Consider the following 16,975-nt stretch of genomic DNA (forward strand, 5'->3'; position numbering starts at 1 on the left):
TATTGATGTCAGTCGTTATGGTAACGACGGTTGCTTGTAAATACCGAACGTGTGGATAGCAACACCAGCCTTACCAGACGTAACCCGCAACCGGACGCGTGAGGCAGTTACCGGCTTAAACTTGATGAGCCACTTGTAGCCAATCGACTCTTTACCGGTAGCTTCTGGAATAGGCATCCAGTTTTTCCCATCGGCGGAATAATCAACCGACCAGCCGGTGGTCCGATGGCCCAGTTCAATCACCTCCTGTAGCATCAGTACGTCAAATGTTTTCTTCTTGCCCAGATCGACCGTGATGGTATCTGTAACGTAGTTATCACTCGTAGCGTAATACGTCTGCTCGCTGTTATCGACCAGATTGGCCGGTTTATAAGTACCCCCCCGTGGATGGAGCGATTTGACGACCGCACCAGCTGCCAGATTGGTCTTAAACGTACCCTTGATCAGATACTGTAGACCTGCCGCCCTGGCCGAATCGATGGTAGAGACCAGCCCACGCTTATCGGGTGGAAAATTCAACAACAGTACACTATTACGGCCAACCGAATTGAAATAAAGATCCCACAAAGCGGCCACGCTTTTTACCTGTGCGTCTTCCTCCCGGTGATAAAACCAGCTGGGCCGAATTGACACATCGACCTCGGCCGGTACATACGCGGTGCCCGCCACTTCGCCGTGATTCAGTTGGGCAATGTGCGTTTCTTCGTCCCGAATTGACCCCGGGTTGATCGTTGACCAGCATGGATCGCCGGACAAGCCCGATTCATTACCCATCCAGCGGCAGTCGGCATAGCGGTAGGAATTTTTGGTACCAAAAACGACACAGTTGGGTTGCAGCGTGCGGACTGTATCAGCCCAGCGGTCGTAAAAAGACGACGTAATCTGATCGGCACCGGCACCATCCCACCATATTTCCCAGATGGGGCCATAGTTACGCAGCAATTCCGATAACTGGCTGGCGTAATAATCGCTGTAATCAGGTGTGCCGTAGCGTGAATCATGCCGGTCGTGAGGCCCCAGATAGATGCCTGCTTTTATCCCTGAGTCTTTACAGGCATCAGCAAACTCCCGGACAACATCCCCCTTCCCATTTTTCCACGGGCTATTTTTTACCGAGTAATTGGTATGGGCGGTAGGCCAGTTACAAAAGCCGTCTGCATGCTTGGCAACCAGAATAGCGGTCGAGATACCGGCACTCTTCAATACACTTGTCCACTGATTACAATTTAGCGCGGTGGGGTTAAACAGCTGCGGGCTCGCGCTACCATCGCCTTCATTGACCTCGGCAAATGTGTTCATCCCGAAATGAAAAAAAGCAATCATCTCCCGGTGATACCATTCGATTTGTCTGGCATTGGGTACCGGACCAACGGGCACTGGTGCAGGTTGTGCCGTCGCGGTAGTAGCCATCAACGCGCAGGCTACTGCAATTAATCCAAGTTGCGTTTTCAATTGAATCAGGGCTTGTTTTACCGGCATACGGGTGGCTAGTTGTAAGAAAGTAAGTTAGGGCAAGGCTATCGTTGGCGAATCGTTCGTTATCGTAGTGCAGTGTCTGTCTCGCCATCGACCAGACAGCATAACTGTCTCACTGTCAGCAATTTTAGATTATTAAGAAGGCAACATTAACAGATCGGTATCTCTGAGCGGCAGGGGGACGAACGGGGTAAGCCGGGCACGCCAAACCCAACTACTAAAATTGGGACAAGCCGCCGGTCTCCGACCGGAAGCGAATGGTCCTGCTGCCTACCTGCGCACCGTGATCAGCCAGTTACAGCCTGACAATTCTGGTTTCAGAATGGCAATGGCAGCGTTGCCTTTATTTTACCGGCTCCCGGATCAGATTTTCTAAAAAATTGCATTCGCTGTACTACGCCGGAGATGAGCAACAGCCGATGGGCTATGTCAAAAGCGTACTGGTCTGGTCGAACAGGTCAGTGAGCAGATTGAGTAGTTCGGGCAAATCCACCGGCTTGACCAGATGGCTATTGAAACCCGCTTCCCGGGTTCGCTGCCGGTCTTCTTCCTGACCGTATCCCGTTAAGGCAATAACCAGCATCGTCTGCCCCCAGGATTGCTGACGGATCAGTTGACAAGTGGCATAGCCATCGAGTTCGGGCATCCCGATATCCAGCAGAATAGCTGATGGGCGCAGGCTTTCTGCCGCTTCGATTCCCGCCCGACCACTGTGGCGGGTATGGGTTTCGTAGCCCTTTACCTTGAGCAGCATGGCTAACGTAAAAGCGGCATCTACGTTATCGTCGATGACTAAAATACGGCGGGCTCCGGCGGAGTTCAGCGCCTGGGGAGCAGGCTCGGGGGTTGGTGGAGCAGCCGGTGTCAGGACCGGCAGATGAACCGTGAACGTACTGCCTTTTCCCGGCCCTTCGCTCTGGGCCTCCACCCGTCCGCCGTGCAGTTCTACCAACCGCCTGACCAACGTCAGGCCCAGGCCCAGCCCCCCCGCGAACGGGCAGTCGAGTTGTCGACCTGCACAAACAATTCAAAAATAGCCGACAGATGATCCGCTGCTATGCCAATACCATTGTCGCGTACCCGAAGGATGGCTTCCGGGTGGTCCGGCCTGCCGGCATTGTGCTCCAGACTCAGCCAGATCTGCCCCTGCTCACCCGTGTAACGAGCGCTGTTGGTTAACAGATTGGTGACGATTTGGGTCAGCCGGGTTGCGTCGCCATCCAGTTCGATAGGTGCCGGGGGTACTTGCAGGTGAAGTTTCTTTCCCTGTGCAAACAACGGCTGACAACTCGCCACCGCCTGTTGAACCAACTCCACGAAATTCACCCGCTCTTTATGCAGCTCAATCTTACCCCGGCTGATGCGGCCTACGTCCAGCAGATCATCCACCATCCTCACCAGGTGATCGATCTGCCGCTCCATCATCGCTACCGTGGGGCGAGTTGTCTCGTCGGTGGTGGTTAAGTCCAGGAGCGTCAGACCGGAACGAAGGGTGGCCATCGGGTTGCGCAACTCGTGGGCCAGCATGGCCAGAAACTCGTCTTTGCGCCGATCCGTTTCCCGCAACGTCGCTTCCAGGCGTTTACTCTCGTGGATGTCGGTGGCCGCTCCGTACATGCTGACCACCTGCCCGGTTTCGTCCTTAAGCGGTGTCGCGTTGACGGCAAACCAGCGATACGACCCGTCGTGGCGCCGTATCCGGTGCTCCTGCCGCAACGAGGTACTGGCGGCCACGGCCTGTGCGTAACGCTGGGCCGAACCGTCCCGATCATCCGGGTGAATAGCGTCTGTCCAGCCATAGCCGATGGCCTCTTCCAGACGCTGTCCGGTATATTCCAGCCAACGCTGGTTGTACCAGTTGGTTGACCCATCCGGCTGGCTATCCCAAAGCAGGTCGGGTACCAGGTTGGCAATCGACTCAAAGCGCTTTTGCGACTGGCGCAGGGCTTCTTCGGCCCGGACGCGTTCAATGCGCGGCAGCAACTGCCCGGCCACTTCCTGAACCAGTTCGATCTCGACGGCGGTCCACTCCCGTGGGCGACTATCGGCGATAGCGAAGTACGCTTTCCACTTCCCCTCGTGGCTCAACCCAGTAGCGATAAAGGCGCTAATCTGCTGCGCTGCCGCACCGGCTTTCAGCACGGCAGCTTCGGGCGTGCCATCGGGTACCTCGCGCTCGATGTCGTTGATAATGGTCGGCATTCCCGCCCGCCAGGCGGTCAGGGCTGCGGGGGAAACAAAGGCGCGGAGGGGGTGGGTACCCAGCAGCGGGGGCACCTCATTCGCATGCCAGAAATGGCGAACGGTAACCTGATCGCGGTCTTCATCGATATCCACGTAGTGATAACAGGTGATGCCAAGGTGCGCGGCCAGCCGGGTACCCACGGAGCGGATGATCTGGGCCTCGTCGGTAAGCTGCCCCAGATCCTGAGCAATATTCATGAGCAGTTCCCGACCTGTCTCGCGCTGTTTGCGTTCGGTCATGTCTTCAAACAGGACGGCAACCTGGCGGTCCTGCCCGCCGACCCGGGAAATGTGGACGTTGTACCATCGGTTGGTGGCCTGGTTGTAGTCTTCGACCTGCTCGGGTATGCCGCTGCGCGCCACCCGGTCGAAGGTGTCGATCCAGAACTGCTCCAGATTGTGCAGGAACTCGCTGGCACGCATGCCCACGGTGTCGGTCCCCAGCCCCGTCTGGCGGGTAAACGTCGGATTGACTTCCATCAACCGGAAGTCGATCGACCGGCCGGACTCATCGCGGATCATCTCGTGGATGACGAAACCCGCATCGATGGAGTTGAAGATGGTGTAATACTTATCGGTTGCTTTACGGGCTATTTCATCGTTCAGCCGGAGGATTTCTGCTTCTGCCTGTTTGCGTTCGGTAACGTCTTCCCAGGTATGCACCAGCCGGTCTTCACCCAGGGATGTATTGGTAATGGCAAACCAAACTTTCCGGCCCCGAAACTGGGCTTCTCTGACATACCCGTTTGCCTGCCCCGAGCAAATGACGTCGATGAACTGGGGCAATTGCACGACGGCGTTGTCGCCGTGGGCTGTAAATAACCGGCCGGTAAAGTCTTCGCCACCCAGCATCTGAATGCTGGCCCGGTTGATGTATTCGTGCAGAAAGTCAACGATGTCGCCCTCGTCGTTACGAACGGCCCTGTAGACGGCCATACCAATCCGGGGTGCGTCAATGACATCCTGCAAGAGCGTTTTGCTTTCCCGCAGTTGCTGCTCGGCTTTTTTGCGGCTCGTAATGTCGGTGGTAGTAGTAGCCACCCCATCGTTCAGCCTGACTACCGACTGGTGGAACCAGCCATCAAACTGCTCGTGTACGTAATGCTTCTCGTACTGCTGAGGCTGACCGGTCTCCACCGCGTGTTTAAAAGCCTCAAAAATGCCTTCTTCCACCACGCCGGGCTGGTGCTGCAACAGGCTTTTACCCACCACATCACCGTATATTTTTTCGGCCGCGTGATTATTGAGTATCCAGGTAAAATCAACAATCTGTCCCTGTTGATTCCGAACGGCTTCAAAGACCTGGATCATGTCCATCGAGCTGTCGAGGGTAGCCCGGAGCAGCTTCTGAGCCGCCAGTAGGTCGTCGGCCTGTTTATTGGGTTGAGAGGAAGATGCCATACCGTTGCGGTTAACTAGTTGGGCCGCAGTTTAAAGCTAAAGCATTGACTGAGGGAAACGGCTAGTACCGCTGAAATCTTTCACGAACGGGGCAACCAGCGGATAAGAACTGAGTATATCGTAAAAAGCGAAGGCCGTAAATCTAAAGTCCGACTTTAAATTTACGGCCTTCGCCATTCTCAACACCGTGTAATCACAGCACCGTGCCGATGCCAAACAGGATGACGAACAGGAGCGTCGACAGAGCCAGTTGACCCAAGCGGGGGTTCAGTTCAGACGCCTGTTTGTGGTTCGCAATGGCGCGGCCGTTCAGGATGAACAGCGGAAACGACAGCAGGTACAGGTAGGCCGTTGCGGGTGCATCGGTAAACACCGAATAGGCCATCGCGCAGGCCATGCCAGCATACAGCAGCAGCCAATGGTACTGCACCGCCCGGTCGCGGCCAATACGCGCCGGAATCGACTTTTTGCCGGTCATGGTATCGGTTTCGATGTCGCGGATGTTGTTGACGTTCAGCACACCCGTCGCAAACAGGCCAACGCTCGTAGCGGGCAGCAACAGCAAGGGGCTGAACGACAGCGTGTGCAGGAAGTAGGTACCCAACACACCGACCCAGCCGAAAAACAGTAGCACGGCCACGTCGCCAAAACCGGCGTAGCCGTAGGGCCGTTTACCGTTGGTGTAGCCAATCGCAGCCGCGATACACAGCAGGCCGATCACCAGAAACACCCAGAACACCGACGAATCGACGGCCCCATCGGCGCGGTTGTTGAACGCCAGATACAGCAGCGCAATACCGCAAATCAGCGACAGCACCGACGTAATAATCACACCCCGCAGCATGGCTTCACGGCTGATGTCGCCGGTAGCCACGGCCCGGCGGGGACCCACGCGCAGTTCGGTATCTTTCCCCGATACCGCGTCGCCGTAGTCGTTGGCGAAGTTCGACAGGATTTGCAGCAGAATAGTCGTCAGTGCCGCCAGCCCCGCGATAGTCCAGCTAAACCGCTGATCGGCGCGAGCCAGAAAACTCCCCAGAATAATGCTGGCCAGCGCCAGCGGCAACGTACGCGGCCGGGCAGCCGCAAGCCAGGTTTTCATGGTATTGAATGATAGAATGGTTGAGTGAATGAATGATTGAATAAGCTTACGCAGAAAATATTCAATCACTCAATCACTCAGTCATTCAACAATTAAAGTCCTACGGCTTTCTTAAACTCTGCGTCTTCGGGTTTCACTTTCGACGCGAAGAAATGGGTCAGTTCACCTTTTTCGTTGACGACGTATTTGCAGAAGTTCCAGGTTGGCACCTTATCGTTCCAGCCGTTGAGATCTTTGCTCGTCAGCCACTTGTAAAGCGGAGCCTGACCGTCGTTTTTCAGCACGTCGACTTTCTCGAACATCGGGAACGACACGCCGTAGTTCTTCTGGCAGAAGCTGGCAATTTCGGCGTTGCTGCCCAGTTCCTGACCGGCGAAGTTGCCCGACGGGAAACCCAGCACCACGATTTTGTCTTTGTGGGTTTCGTAGAATTTCTCCCAGTCGGCGTATTGCGGGGTGAAGCCGCACTTCGAGGCCGTGTTGAGAATAACGACTTTCTTACCCTTGTAGCTGCTCAGCGCAACAGGCTTGCCGCTGAGCGAGGTTACCGTAAAATCGTACAGCGTTTTGGCGGGAGCCGCGTGGTCGGCGGGGGCTGTAGCGACTTCATTTTTGTCGCTGAACAAGCCTTTTACAACGTCTTTGAACATAAAACCGGAAGAAATAACGATCAGCGCGACGGCTGCCAGTGTGAGTGAAACCTGTTTTTTCATGGCGAAAAGGAGAGTTAGAAAACTGCTGGCACCGCGCCCTTTCGTCAACGCGGTGCCTATTGAAATAGTTTTTTGGGCGTTAGTCTACATCTTGTTGGGCACGTCGACACCCAGCAATCCCATCGCCGACTTGATCGCTTTTCCTACAGCCTCGGCCAGCACAAGCCGGTTTTGCAGCTTAACCGAATCCGTTTCTTTCAAAATCGACAGCCGGTCGTAAAACTGGTTGAACGTCCGGGCCAGTTCGTAGGCGTACTGACCAATGTACGACGGCGCATAATCGGCACCTGCCTCGGCCACACGCTGCGGATACTGACTAAGCTGAAACACAAGCTGCTGTTCCACATCGTCGAGTTCAGTCGCCATGGCCGCGCCGGTCGATGTCAGGCCCATGTCCCCGGCCTTGCGCAATACCGACTGAATCCGGGCGTGGACGTACTGTATGTACGGCCCCGTGTTGCCGTGCAGATCGACCGATTCGGCGGGGTTGAACTGCATCCGTTTCTGCGGGTCGACTTTCAGCAGGTAGTACTTCAGCGCACCCAAACCCAGCATCTGAAACAGGGCCTGCTTTTCCTCGTCGCTGAACTCATCCATCTTGCCTTTGGCGGCCTCGTCGGCAGCTGTGGCAGCGGCTTCGGTCGTTTCGCGAATCAGATCATCAGCGTCGACAACGGTTCCTTCACGCGACTTCATCTTGCCCGTAGGCAGGTCGACCATGCCGTACGAGAGGTGGTACAGGTTCTGCGCGTAGGCCCGGCCCAAGCGACGCAGGATAGCAAACAGCACGTTGAAATGGTAATCCTGCTCATTACCCACGACCCAAATCTGCCGGTCGGTATGGAAGTCGTGGTCTTTCAGTTCGGTCGTGCCGAGGTCCTGCGTGATGTAGACCGATGTACCATCGGCCCGCAGCACGAGCTTCTGATCGAGTCCTTCATCGGTCAGGTCGATCCAGACGGAGTTGTCGTCTTTGCGGTAGAAAACGCCTTTTTCCAGCCCCTCCTGCACGATTTCTTTACCCAGCAGGTAGGTGTTCGATTCGTAGTAGGTCTTATCGAAGCTAACGCCGATGGTTTTGTAGGTCACGGCGAAGCCTTCGTAGACCCAGTCGTTGAGCTTTTTCCAGAGGGCCACCGTTTCGGGGTCGCCCTGCTCCCACCGGCGCAGCATGGCCTGTACTTCCTGCATGAGCGGGGCCGTTTTTTCGGCTTCTTCTTTCGGGGTTCCCTGCGCCACCATCTGCTCGACCTCACCTTTGTATGCCCGGTCGAACAGCACGTAGTATTTACCGATCAGGTGATCGCCTTTCATATCGGCTGATTCGGGGGTTTCGCCGTTGCCATACAGCTTATACGCCAGCATCGACTTACAGATGTGAACGCCCCGGTCGTTGACGATACAGGTTTTCTTCACATCGTAGCCGTTGGCTTTCAGAATCCGGCTGACCGAATCGCCGAGGAAGTTGTTCCGCAAATGGCCCAGGTGCAGGGGCTTGTTGGTGTTCGGCGACGAAAACTCGACCATCACCGATTCGCCTTTGGCGGGTAGCTGCCCGAAGTTTTCATGCGCGGCAATGTCGTTGAGCGTGTCGATCCAGGCACTGTCGGCCACGCTCAGGTTCAGGAAGCCCTGCACGACGTTAAACGCGCTGACGACGGGGCTGTTCGCCTTCAGCCACTCCCCGATAGCCTGCCCGATCTGCGCGGGGGGCTGCCGGAGGGCTTTGGTCAGCGGGAAGGTGACGAACGTGTATAGCCCCTCGAATTCTTTTTTGGTCGGTTGCAGCACAACCTCACCAATCGACTGCTGGTATAATTCGCTGACGGCCTGTTGGATGGCCTGTTGTATGGTGTCCTGAATGGTCATTGTTTACGGGTGGGGCCACAGGTTGACGGCCTTCATCCGCAAAAGTACAGGATATAGCCGGATGTGTATAGCCCAGACTTCCCCGTCTGGGATACACATTACTTCAGCACGGTCGTTTGTTCGGCGACGGACTTGATTTTGTCTTTCGAGAAGAAGACGGGGAAATAGCCGTTTTCGGCCCAGATCGGGAACAGGTCGCGGTAGTGCGGGCTGGCGGGATCGCCGGATTGGCCGGGGCTGTTGATGCCCAGCGTTTTGTCCCAGTCCTCGGTGTCGACCAGTATGCGAAAGGTGGCCCCGTGGGTTTGGTTGAGGTCGTTGCCCGTCGCGTTAACGGTTTCGCCGTACCCACCCCGCGCCACCGGACCCAGGTTAATTTTTTCGCGCATCGCCTTGTCGACCATGTCGCTCAGTGGGTGCGTAATCGTGATGTGCTTGTTGTTGCGTTGGCCGTACTGCCATTCGTCCGTGTCGCTGCCCAGCCGGTCGGTTAGTTCGGCGACGGCCTTGTCGAGGCAGGTAAGCAGCAGACTATCGCGGTAGGCAACGGGATCGCCAGACGCGCCGGGCATCAGGCCGGGCGTAACGAGCCAGTCGATCACGCGTTTGGTAGGCAGTGTGGTTAAATAAGGCCGGGCTTTTTCGGGGATGGTTCGCTGCGCGATTGCTTTTTTCAACTGCCCCTCCCACGCTACGTAGATCGACGCGGCAACCGAACTCGGATCAAGGCGAAAGTCCCACTTGCGTAGGTAACCGATGGCCTGCTCCGTGCGCCCCTCCGGCGACGACAGGTTTTGCAACAGTGGTACCAGCGTCCGGGCGGTCAGCGACAGGTAATCGGCCTGCAACGCCATAAAGTCGACTAGATTTTTGCGTTTTCCGTCGTTCAGCACTTCCTCGATCCGATCAGCCCGGTTGGGTGACGCCCATGTCCAGCCGATGGCGTCGCGATGCGGAAAGTTGACCGGCGTCAGGTTATTGTTCGCCGTCACGACATAGCCTTCCGTTGGATTGAGTTTGTTGGGCAGTTGCTGAATGGGCAGGTAGCCACCCCACTCGTAGCGCCCGTCGCCCGGCACCGGCACCAGCCCGGAGAAGTTTTTGCGAATCGGCGAGAGCCCCACCGCCTGCCAGCCGATGGTACCGGGATTGGTGGCCGTAGGTCGCTCAGCCCATATCATGTTCTCGCCCGGAATGCGGCTATACGAACACGCCTGCCGAAACTCCGCCCAGCTCCGTGCCTGACTCATCCGCAAACTCGCCAGATACGGCGCACAGCCTCGTTCGAGCCAGGCCGCCCGGATGGCGTAGGCCCGGTGATTTTTCGTGTCTTCGTAGACAACGGGGCCGTGGCGGGTGTATTTGAGCGTCGCCGTTGTAGCCTGAGCGCCTTTGACCGGTATCGTTTCGGTCAGCACCCGCATTGACACCCACTGCCCTTTGTACCGGTACTGATTCGGGTTAGCGGGGTTGGTGTCGTAGACGTACAGGTCTTCGTTGTCGGTTTCGAAGATGGTCAGGCCCCACGCGCCGTAGTCGTTATGCCCAATCGAAATGCCGGGCAGCGTCGGCTCCCCCGCCCCGATCACGTTCCAGCCGGGCGCACTCAAATGTGCCCAGTACCGCAGCGACGGCGTCGATTGCGAGCGATGGGGATCGTTGGCCAGCATGGGATAACCACTGACGGATTTATCGCCCGAAATAACCCAGTTATTGGAGCCAGTATACTGCTTTTCCGTCTCGAACCAGCGGTCGATTTCGTTGGCGTTACCCTCACCCCCGGCCCCTCTCCCGCTTCGGGAGAGGGGAGCAAAATCGGCAGTACTACTCCCCTCTCCCGTTTTGGGCGGTCCGCCGTCGCGAGAGGGGCCGGGGGTGAGGGCCGCTTCATCCTCATCGGCTTTGGCCAGACGACCTTGGTATTTCAGCGGTAGCCGGAAGGCTTCGTAGAGTTCGAGGATGGGTTGAAACAGCTCGTCGCCGTTGACGTGCAGGGTTAGGTCGGGTTGGGTGGGGTTGCTGGCCGGGTGAAACCAGTTGAGTTCGCGTAATTTATCGGCTCCGATCAGGCTCACAAGCCGACCGTATTTCAATTCATCACGTACGTTACCCAGTAAACCCTGATGCCGACTGACGACGACATCCGGCGTCCAGAATCCGGGCTTCATATTCAGCACCTGAAATTCGAAGGGCAGTTTTTCAGGCGTTTTCAGGATATCAGCCACGTAAGCATTGATACCCTCGACAAACGCCCCAACAATCTGCGGACCGTGCGGGTGATAGTGAAGCAGTTCCTGATTGATATCGCCCCGAAAGCGAAACAGCCGCGTGCCGATGTCGCGCTTCAACTCCTGCGGCCCCAGCAGCTCAGCTACCGTTCCGGTCGCCTGCCGACGCCACATTTCGAACTGGAACAACCGGTCTTTGGCCGCCGAATAGCCCTGCGCGTAGAACAGATCGTGCTCGTTTTTAGCGTATATATGATTTACCCCCCAGCGGTCGCGGATGACTTCGACGGGTTGCTGTAAGCCCTTGCGAGGGGGTAGCACTGCCCGCTTCGCAGCAGACCGGGATTGGCCAAACAGCGGGCCCGACAGGAGAAACAGGCAGACGGTAAGATAACGCAGAGCGAGCATAACAACGAGGCTTTGCCGGAAAGTACGCAAAACCCGACTGCAACCGGCACTTTACCCCAAAACAGTACGACCGAGCTGCCGAAAAAAATAGTTACTTTACTGATAATCAGATCGACCTATGCGCATGGCTTCTTCTTCCGTCAGACTGACAATCCCCAGCCCCTGCACGCAGCCGTGGCAGGCGATGACACCCGATCAGCAAGGGCGATTTTGTGCGCATTGCCAAAAAACTGTCGTAGATTTTACGGGTATGACCGATGCGCAGCTGGTAGCGTTTCTGAGCACACCATCGAGGGCTTCCGGCTGCGGCCGACTCCGCGCCGATCAGCTAAACCGCGCATTGGCGACCCCTACGGCCGGAAAACCGGGGCGGTGGCAGTGGTTGAGTGTGTTGTTGTCGGGATGGCTTAGTTCGCAGATGGTGCAGGCGCAGACGGAAGCAGTTACTGACAGGCACGTAGGCAGCACCTTCATACCTGCATTGACAACAAAAAAGACCGGGACGATATCACCTGATACAGCCTCACAAGGCCTGATGATAGATGGTACGATGATCCTGAAAGGTAGAATTATCGACGCTACCAGCCGGGCCCCCGTTGCTGGTGCGACAGTTGTCATTAAAAACACTGTCTACGGAGCTACCACCGATTTGGCTGGCAGATTTCGGTTGACAGGACCGGCTGTTAACCTCGACAGTACGGTACAGCTAGTTGCCAGTTCTATTGCATACATCAACCAAGAACTGACGCTAACCGCCTACATGGCTGGTCAGCCACTGCTGTTTGCGCTCCGCGAAGACACCGAAGCCCTGAATCAAGTCATCTACGCTGGTGAATACGTCGTGAAGAAACCTACGATCTGGCGACGCATTCGCAACTTGTTCAGGCGGTGACAATATGTCTCAAACAGCATCCTGCTGTTTGTATTGCATTTAGTACAAACAGCAGGATGCTGTTTGAGACGAAAACTTTTCAATACCATGCGACTTTATCTTCCTGTTTGCCTGCTACCGTCGGTGCTGCTCACTGGCTGCGTGACGATTCTTGATATTCAGTCGAATGTCAGGGTGGCGGATAAACCGCCGTTCGAGCGTATTCTGATCGTATCGCGGCTGCCTAACGTGCCGCCGGGCTACGCGTCTACGTTTGTTGGCGCGTTTCCGTCGCAGTACACGGTCTGCTCGGTCGATGTGTCGCCTATTGATTTCGAAACGCCGGACGAACTCGTCAGTCGGCAACTCAACGAGTGTAAGAGTCAGGTCATGCTCACGCTCGACCTTAACCGAAGTTTCAGCGGCAACAGTGGCAAGTACATCGCAGGCTACAACAATATTTACCTCGAAATGAGCAGTGTTGCCACCGGCAAGCCGTTCTGGAAAGCCATCACGTTGTCGACAACTACTGCCCTCAGCCCCCGCGAAATTGTCCAGCGGCTTATCAGCGACGGCGTACTGAGTGGCAAAGTAGCTGTCGCCGATTCACGTTACCGGTGAGGGGGTTATGAAGATGTAAATCGTGGTGTGGCCTACAGGAAAAGAGGGCTGTGAAGACACAGCCCTCGGAGAGGAGATTAGACCACTCTATCAACTCACCACCCAGTGCGAAGGACCGCGCCACGGTAGTCGCTGTAAACCGTATACTGGATACCGTAAACCGATCTAATCGTCATCATCGTCGTCCTTGCGGCTGACGGTCAGGAAGGCACCGCGCCGGGGGGCGGGCATCACGGCGTGTTCACCCCGGACAGCTTTCCAGATGATTTCGTTGAATAGCCGGTCGTCGATTTTGTCGGCGTAGCGCAGGTCCAGCTTTTCCGACTGCCGGGCGGGTTCGGTCATCGCCGTGTTTTTGGCGTCGAGGTCGATCTGCGCGGGGCGGTGGTCGTAGGTAGTCAGGTCCGCTTTATCCGTGAATAGGGCGTACATCGGCCGGGCACCCGCGTCGTACTGACTCATCGGTGGTAAGCCCAGAATCAGCTCGATAGTCCGCAGCATTCCCGACGTGGTGTACGATGTATGCTCGACGTGGTGCCGTTTCGTATAGGGACTGATGACCAGCGCGGGCGAGCGGTGCGCGTCGACGTGGTCGGAGCCGTTCTGGGCGTCGTCTTCCAGCACAAACACCGCGGATTCATTCCAGATCGGGCTTTTCGACAGGTACTCGACAAAACGACCCACGGCCAGATCGTTGTCGGCGACGAAAGCGGCTGGCGTACGCGCCCCGATCCGGGCACCGCTCGTGTGGTCGTTGCCAAGCCGGATGCTGCTGAAGTTCGGCACAGCATTGATTTTTATCAGCGAATCCAGATCGTGCTTCCAAACCTCCACCCGATCGATGTCTTTCACGCCAAGATCGTAATCGGGGTAGTTGGGCGCGAACAGCCCGGCTAAGGCCGAATTTTTACGCTTTGAATACGCTTCAAACTCACCGTACGACCGGTAGCGAATGCCCGCCCGTTTGCAGTAATCCCAGATAAAACCGCGCTTCGGAAACGCCACCGGCCGCGACCCTTCGTAGTCGTAGGTGCCGCCCCGACCGCCGTAGCTCGTCGGCCACGTTTTTTCCACGTAGTCGGTGGCGTAGGCGGCCGTGCTCCAGTTGTGGCCGTCGGCACTCACTTCGGCGTCGACGTAGAAGTTGTCGAGCAGCACAAATTCGCGGGCCAGTGCGTGTTGATTCGGCGTTACGTTTTCAGGAAACAGGCACAGCGACGTATCGCCATTGCCTTCTTTCATATCGCCGAATACCTGATCGTAGGTTCGGTTTTCCTTAATGATGTAAAAGACGTGTTTGATGGGCGACGTTTTCGCGCCAACCTGCTTCGGAATGGGCGAGTTGGCGGGCCAGTTTGCACCCACGGCCGTTTTTTCGCGCTCCTTCGTGTACGGCGTGTTGGCGTACACCTGCCGGGTCAGGCCGGTAAGCTGCGTAGGCGTTGGCATGGCAAATAGCGACAGCGTGCCTTTGAACAACCCACCGATGTACTGCGTGTCAGACTCGCGCCGTTTGTAAGGGTTCGGCCCGGCGGGGTTGGCCTGCGACGAAAACCCTTTACCGTTGGCAACTAACACTTTTTTACCGACCACCTGCACACTCGTGGGGTACCAGCCCGTCGGGATGAAGCCCAGCGACCGGCTTCGGCCCGGCTGCGAGACGTCGAAAGTAGCCAGACAGTTGTTATCCGCGTTGGCGACAAGCAGCGTTTTACCGTCGGCAGACAGGGCCAGGCCGTTGGGCGTACTGCCAGCGGGCGCGTCGGGGTAGAGGGCTGTGTTGAGCGATTCGAGTACGCGCCGGGCTTTCACGTCGATCACCGTCACGGTATTGTCGTTGGCATTGGCGACGTACAGGTACTTACCGTTATTACTGAACGCCAGATCGTTCGGGTGGCTACCGGTGGCGATTTCACCCGTCAGCTTGTTCGTCTTCGGGTCAAACACAACCACTTTATCGGCTCCCCAAACGGTAATGTACAATTCATCCGACACCGGCGACCGGCGGCAGGTGTAGGCTTCGGCGGGCAGTTTGATGCGCTCGCGAATCTGCCGGGTACCGAGGTCACAGACGTAAAGCGAACTGTCGTCTTTGGTGACGGCGTAGAACGTCTGCCCGGTTTTGTCGGTGGCCAGCCCGGCGACGGAGATGCGGTTGGGCCACGGCTTACCCAGCACCACCGAATCGGTTTTCACCAGCTTGTCGCCCGACACGTCGTAGATCAGCACGCGGTTGTCGTTGCCGCCCGATGCCAGCAATCGTTTGCCATCGGGCGTGAAGCAGAGCCCCACCCACGACTTGCTGATGACGGTTTCACTCAGCACTTTTTCGCCCGTAATGTCGACAAGCTGTAGCGTCTGCGTGCTCTGCCCATTGTTGGTCACGGCCAGTCGTTTGCCGTTGGGCGAGACGACTGTCGTCAACGGCAGGTCGCCGAGCGGCAGCGATTTACCAATGGGCGACAGGCTCCAGCCGTTGGGCAGGGTTAGCCGTTGTTGGGGGGCGGTAGTCTGTGAGCGGGGGCCGTGGTTTGTGCCAGCCCCGACAGGGCAAGTAGACTTAGCAGCAGCGATACGTAGCAGCGACGCATAAGGCAAAGCAGGTTAGTTGCCCAAAAGTAAAGCATTAGCCGTTTTCACCGCTATTAAGCAATTGTGAAGCAGGACTTGTCGGCTGATTATCAAACCAAATAGCCGTAAATCGGCAAACTTCAACCCAGCACAAGCCGTTACCTCCCTGACTACAACAACCTGACCCCATCCTGATGCAACCTGCCCTTACGCCAGCCGTAGACCGGCCCGCGTTTACCCAGTCCAAATACCTCGTTACGCTGGGTTTCGTCACCTCGCTGTTTATGCTCTGGGGCGTCGGTATCACGCTCGGCGACGTGCTGAACCGCCATTTCCAGCAGGTGCTGCACGTGTCGAAAGCCGATTCGGCACTCGTCCAGTTTTCTATTTTCGGTGCTTATTTCGTGATGGGCCTGCCAGCGGGCTGGTTTATGAATCGCTTCGGCTACCAGCGGGGCGTGTTGCTGGGGCTGGGGCTTTACGCAGCCGGAGCGTTTCTGATGCTGCCAGCCGCCAGTGCCGCGTCGTTTGGGGGACTACGGATTGCGCTGTTCATCCTCGCCTGCGGACTGGCGACGCTGGAAGCCGTTGCGCACCCCTTCCTCGACGGCCTCGGCGACGCCCGTAGCAGCGACCGGCGCATCACGTTTGCCCACGCCATCAACGGCATCGGTGCGATTTCGGGGCCGCTGATCGGTGGCTATTTCATCCTGCGCAGCGGCACCAATGACACAGACCTGACATCGGTAAAAACGCTGTATCTCATCATCGGTCTGGTTGTCGCGAGCGTCGGCATTGTGTTTTCGTTCGTGAAAGTTCCCCCGCTGGTCGTCGACCACGAAGCCGTTCCAGAATCTCCAACCGATACCACGGCCGATAAAAAGCTGTTTCAGCACAGGCATTTTGTCTGGGCCTGCGTGGCGCAACTGTTCAACGTAGCGGCTCAGGGTGGCACGTGGGCGTTTTTTATCAACTACGGCGTAGCTTATATGCCCGGCATGAGTGACGCGCAGGCATCGTACTTTTTCTCGCTGAGTCTGGGGCTGATGATGCTCGGCCGTTTTCTGGGTACGTACCTGATGCAGTTCATCGCGCCCAATCGATTGCTGGCCGTCGCGGCTTTCGCAAATCTGTGCCTGTGCTTCATCATCGCGCAGCATTGGGGCTGTGTATCATTCGTGGCGTTGATGGGGCTAAACCTGTTTTTCAGCATCATGTTCCCGACCATCTACAGCCTGGGACTGAAAGATCTGGGCCGTCACAAAGGGCTGGGCTCGTCGTTTATCGTGATGGGCGTAGTCGGTGGCGCGCTGTTCCCCCGGCTAATGGGTATCGTGGCCAACCGCAGCGTCGCCGAAGCCTATTACCTGCCCATCATCTGTTACGCCGTCGTTTTTCTGTTCGCCATCCGGCTCTACCGAGTCCGGTCGGCGCAGCCCGCTGCTAAGTAGCGTCAATATTCGGCAGACAA

General features: G+C 56.8%; 10 protein-coding genes and 1 pseudogene. 3 read left to right on the forward strand and 8 right to left on the reverse strand.

The window, feature by feature from the left end; genetic code table 11:
* Positions 1-15: 15 nt before the first annotated feature.
* The 7 genes and pseudogenes from HH216_RS02180 to HH216_RS02210 all read right to left on the reverse strand — a co-directional run bounded on the left by HH216_RS02180 (position 16) and on the right by HH216_RS02210 (position 11,441).
* The gene (locus HH216_RS02180) at positions 16-1,479 is read right to left on the reverse strand and encodes an alpha-L-fucosidase (RefSeq protein ID WP_217371892.1); all 1,464 of its coding nucleotides are present in this window, start codon (positions 1,477-1,479) and stop codon (positions 16-18) included.
* 421 nt (positions 1,480-1,900) lie between these two features.
* The gene (locus tag HH216_RS26845) at positions 1,901-2,230 is read right to left on the reverse strand and encodes a response regulator (RefSeq protein WP_174842732.1); all 330 of its coding nucleotides are present in this window, start codon (positions 2,228-2,230) and stop codon (positions 1,901-1,903) included.
* Between the two features lie 177 nt (positions 2,231-2,407).
* Positions 2,408-5,121 (reverse strand): annotated as a pseudogene (locus HH216_RS26495) (PAS domain S-box protein); the annotation flags it as partial.
* Positions 5,122-5,314: 193 nt separating this feature from the next.
* On the reverse strand, positions 5,315-6,223 hold the full coding sequence (locus HH216_RS02195; protein ID WP_169549303.1) for a 1,4-dihydroxy-2-naphthoate polyprenyltransferase: 909 nt from the start codon (positions 6,221-6,223) through the stop codon (positions 5,315-5,317).
* Between the two features lie 92 nt (positions 6,224-6,315).
* Positions 6,316-6,936 (reverse strand): glutathione peroxidase, encoded by a 621-nt coding sequence (locus HH216_RS02200; protein WP_169549304.1) that lies wholly within the window; start codon positions 6,934-6,936, stop codon positions 6,316-6,318.
* An 84-nt stretch (positions 6,937-7,020) separates the two neighbouring features.
* Entirely contained in the window at positions 7,021-8,805 is a 1,785-nt protein-coding gene (gene argS, locus HH216_RS02205; protein WP_169549305.1) for an arginine--tRNA ligase, read from the reverse strand.
* Between the two features lie 98 nt (positions 8,806-8,903).
* On the reverse strand, positions 8,904-11,441 hold the full coding sequence (locus HH216_RS02210; RefSeq protein ID WP_169549306.1) for a penicillin acylase family protein: 2,538 nt from the start codon (positions 11,439-11,441) through the stop codon (positions 8,904-8,906).
* Between the two features lie 124 nt (positions 11,442-11,565).
* Here HH216_RS02210 and HH216_RS02215 point away from each other — a divergent pair, with 124 nt between their 5' ends.
* Positions 11,566-12,333: a carboxypeptidase-like regulatory domain-containing protein gene (locus HH216_RS02215; protein ID WP_169549307.1), complete on the forward strand. Its 768-nt coding sequence runs from the start codon at positions 11,566-11,568 to the stop codon at positions 12,331-12,333.
* Between the two features lie 87 nt (positions 12,334-12,420).
* Positions 12,421-12,933 (forward strand): hypothetical protein, encoded by a 513-nt coding sequence (locus HH216_RS02220; protein WP_169549308.1) that lies wholly within the window; start codon positions 12,421-12,423, stop codon positions 12,931-12,933.
* 165 nt (positions 12,934-13,098) lie between these two features.
* Here HH216_RS02220 and HH216_RS02225 read toward each other — a convergent pair whose 3' ends face one another.
* On the reverse strand, positions 13,099-15,531 hold the full coding sequence (locus HH216_RS02225; protein WP_169549309.1) for a bifunctional YncE family protein/alkaline phosphatase family protein: 2,433 nt from the start codon (positions 15,529-15,531) through the stop codon (positions 13,099-13,101).
* 167 nt (positions 15,532-15,698) lie between these two features.
* On the opposite strand from HH216_RS02225, the gene fucP reads away from it, so the two are divergent.
* A complete protein-coding gene (gene fucP / locus HH216_RS02230) occupies positions 15,699-16,955 on the forward strand; it encodes an L-fucose:H+ symporter permease (RefSeq protein WP_169549310.1) in 1,257 nt (418 codons plus the stop codon).
* Positions 16,956-16,975 lie beyond the last annotated feature (20 nt).

Origin of the sequence: Spirosoma rhododendri (assembly GCF_012849055.1) — a bacterium.
In the GTDB taxonomy this organism is placed as follows: Bacteria; Bacteroidota; Bacteroidia; order Cytophagales; family Spirosomataceae; genus Spirosoma; species Spirosoma rhododendri.

Excerpts from the sequence above, each read along its gene's own strand:
- HH216_RS02180 (WP_217371892.1), bottom strand. The coding sequence starts at position 1,479 with ATGCCGGTAAAACAAGCCCTGATTCAATTGAAAACGCAACTTGGATTA.
- HH216_RS02215 (WP_169549307.1), top strand. The coding sequence starts at position 11,566 with ATGGCTTCTTCTTCCGTCAGACTGACAATCCCCAGCCCCTGCACGCAG.
- HH216_RS02220 (WP_169549308.1), top strand. The coding sequence starts at position 12,421 with ATGCGACTTTATCTTCCTGTTTGCCTGCTACCGTCGGTGCTGCTCACT.
- HH216_RS26845 (WP_174842732.1), bottom strand. The coding sequence starts at position 2,230 with ATGCTGCTCAAGGTAAAGGGCTACGAAACCCATACCCGCCACAGTGGT.
- HH216_RS02200 (WP_169549304.1), bottom strand. The coding sequence starts at position 6,936 with ATGAAAAAACAGGTTTCACTCACACTGGCAGCCGTCGCGCTGATCGTT.
- HH216_RS02210 (WP_169549306.1), bottom strand. The coding sequence starts at position 11,441 with ATGCTCGCTCTGCGTTATCTTACCGTCTGCCTGTTTCTCCTGTCGGGC.
- argS (WP_169549305.1), bottom strand. The coding sequence starts at position 8,805 with ATGACCATTCAGGACACCATACAACAGGCCATCCAACAGGCCGTCAGC.
- HH216_RS02195 (WP_169549303.1), bottom strand. The coding sequence starts at position 6,223 with ATGAAAACCTGGCTTGCGGCTGCCCGGCCGCGTACGTTGCCGCTGGCG.
- fucP (WP_169549310.1), top strand. The coding sequence starts at position 15,699 with ATGCAACCTGCCCTTACGCCAGCCGTAGACCGGCCCGCGTTTACCCAG.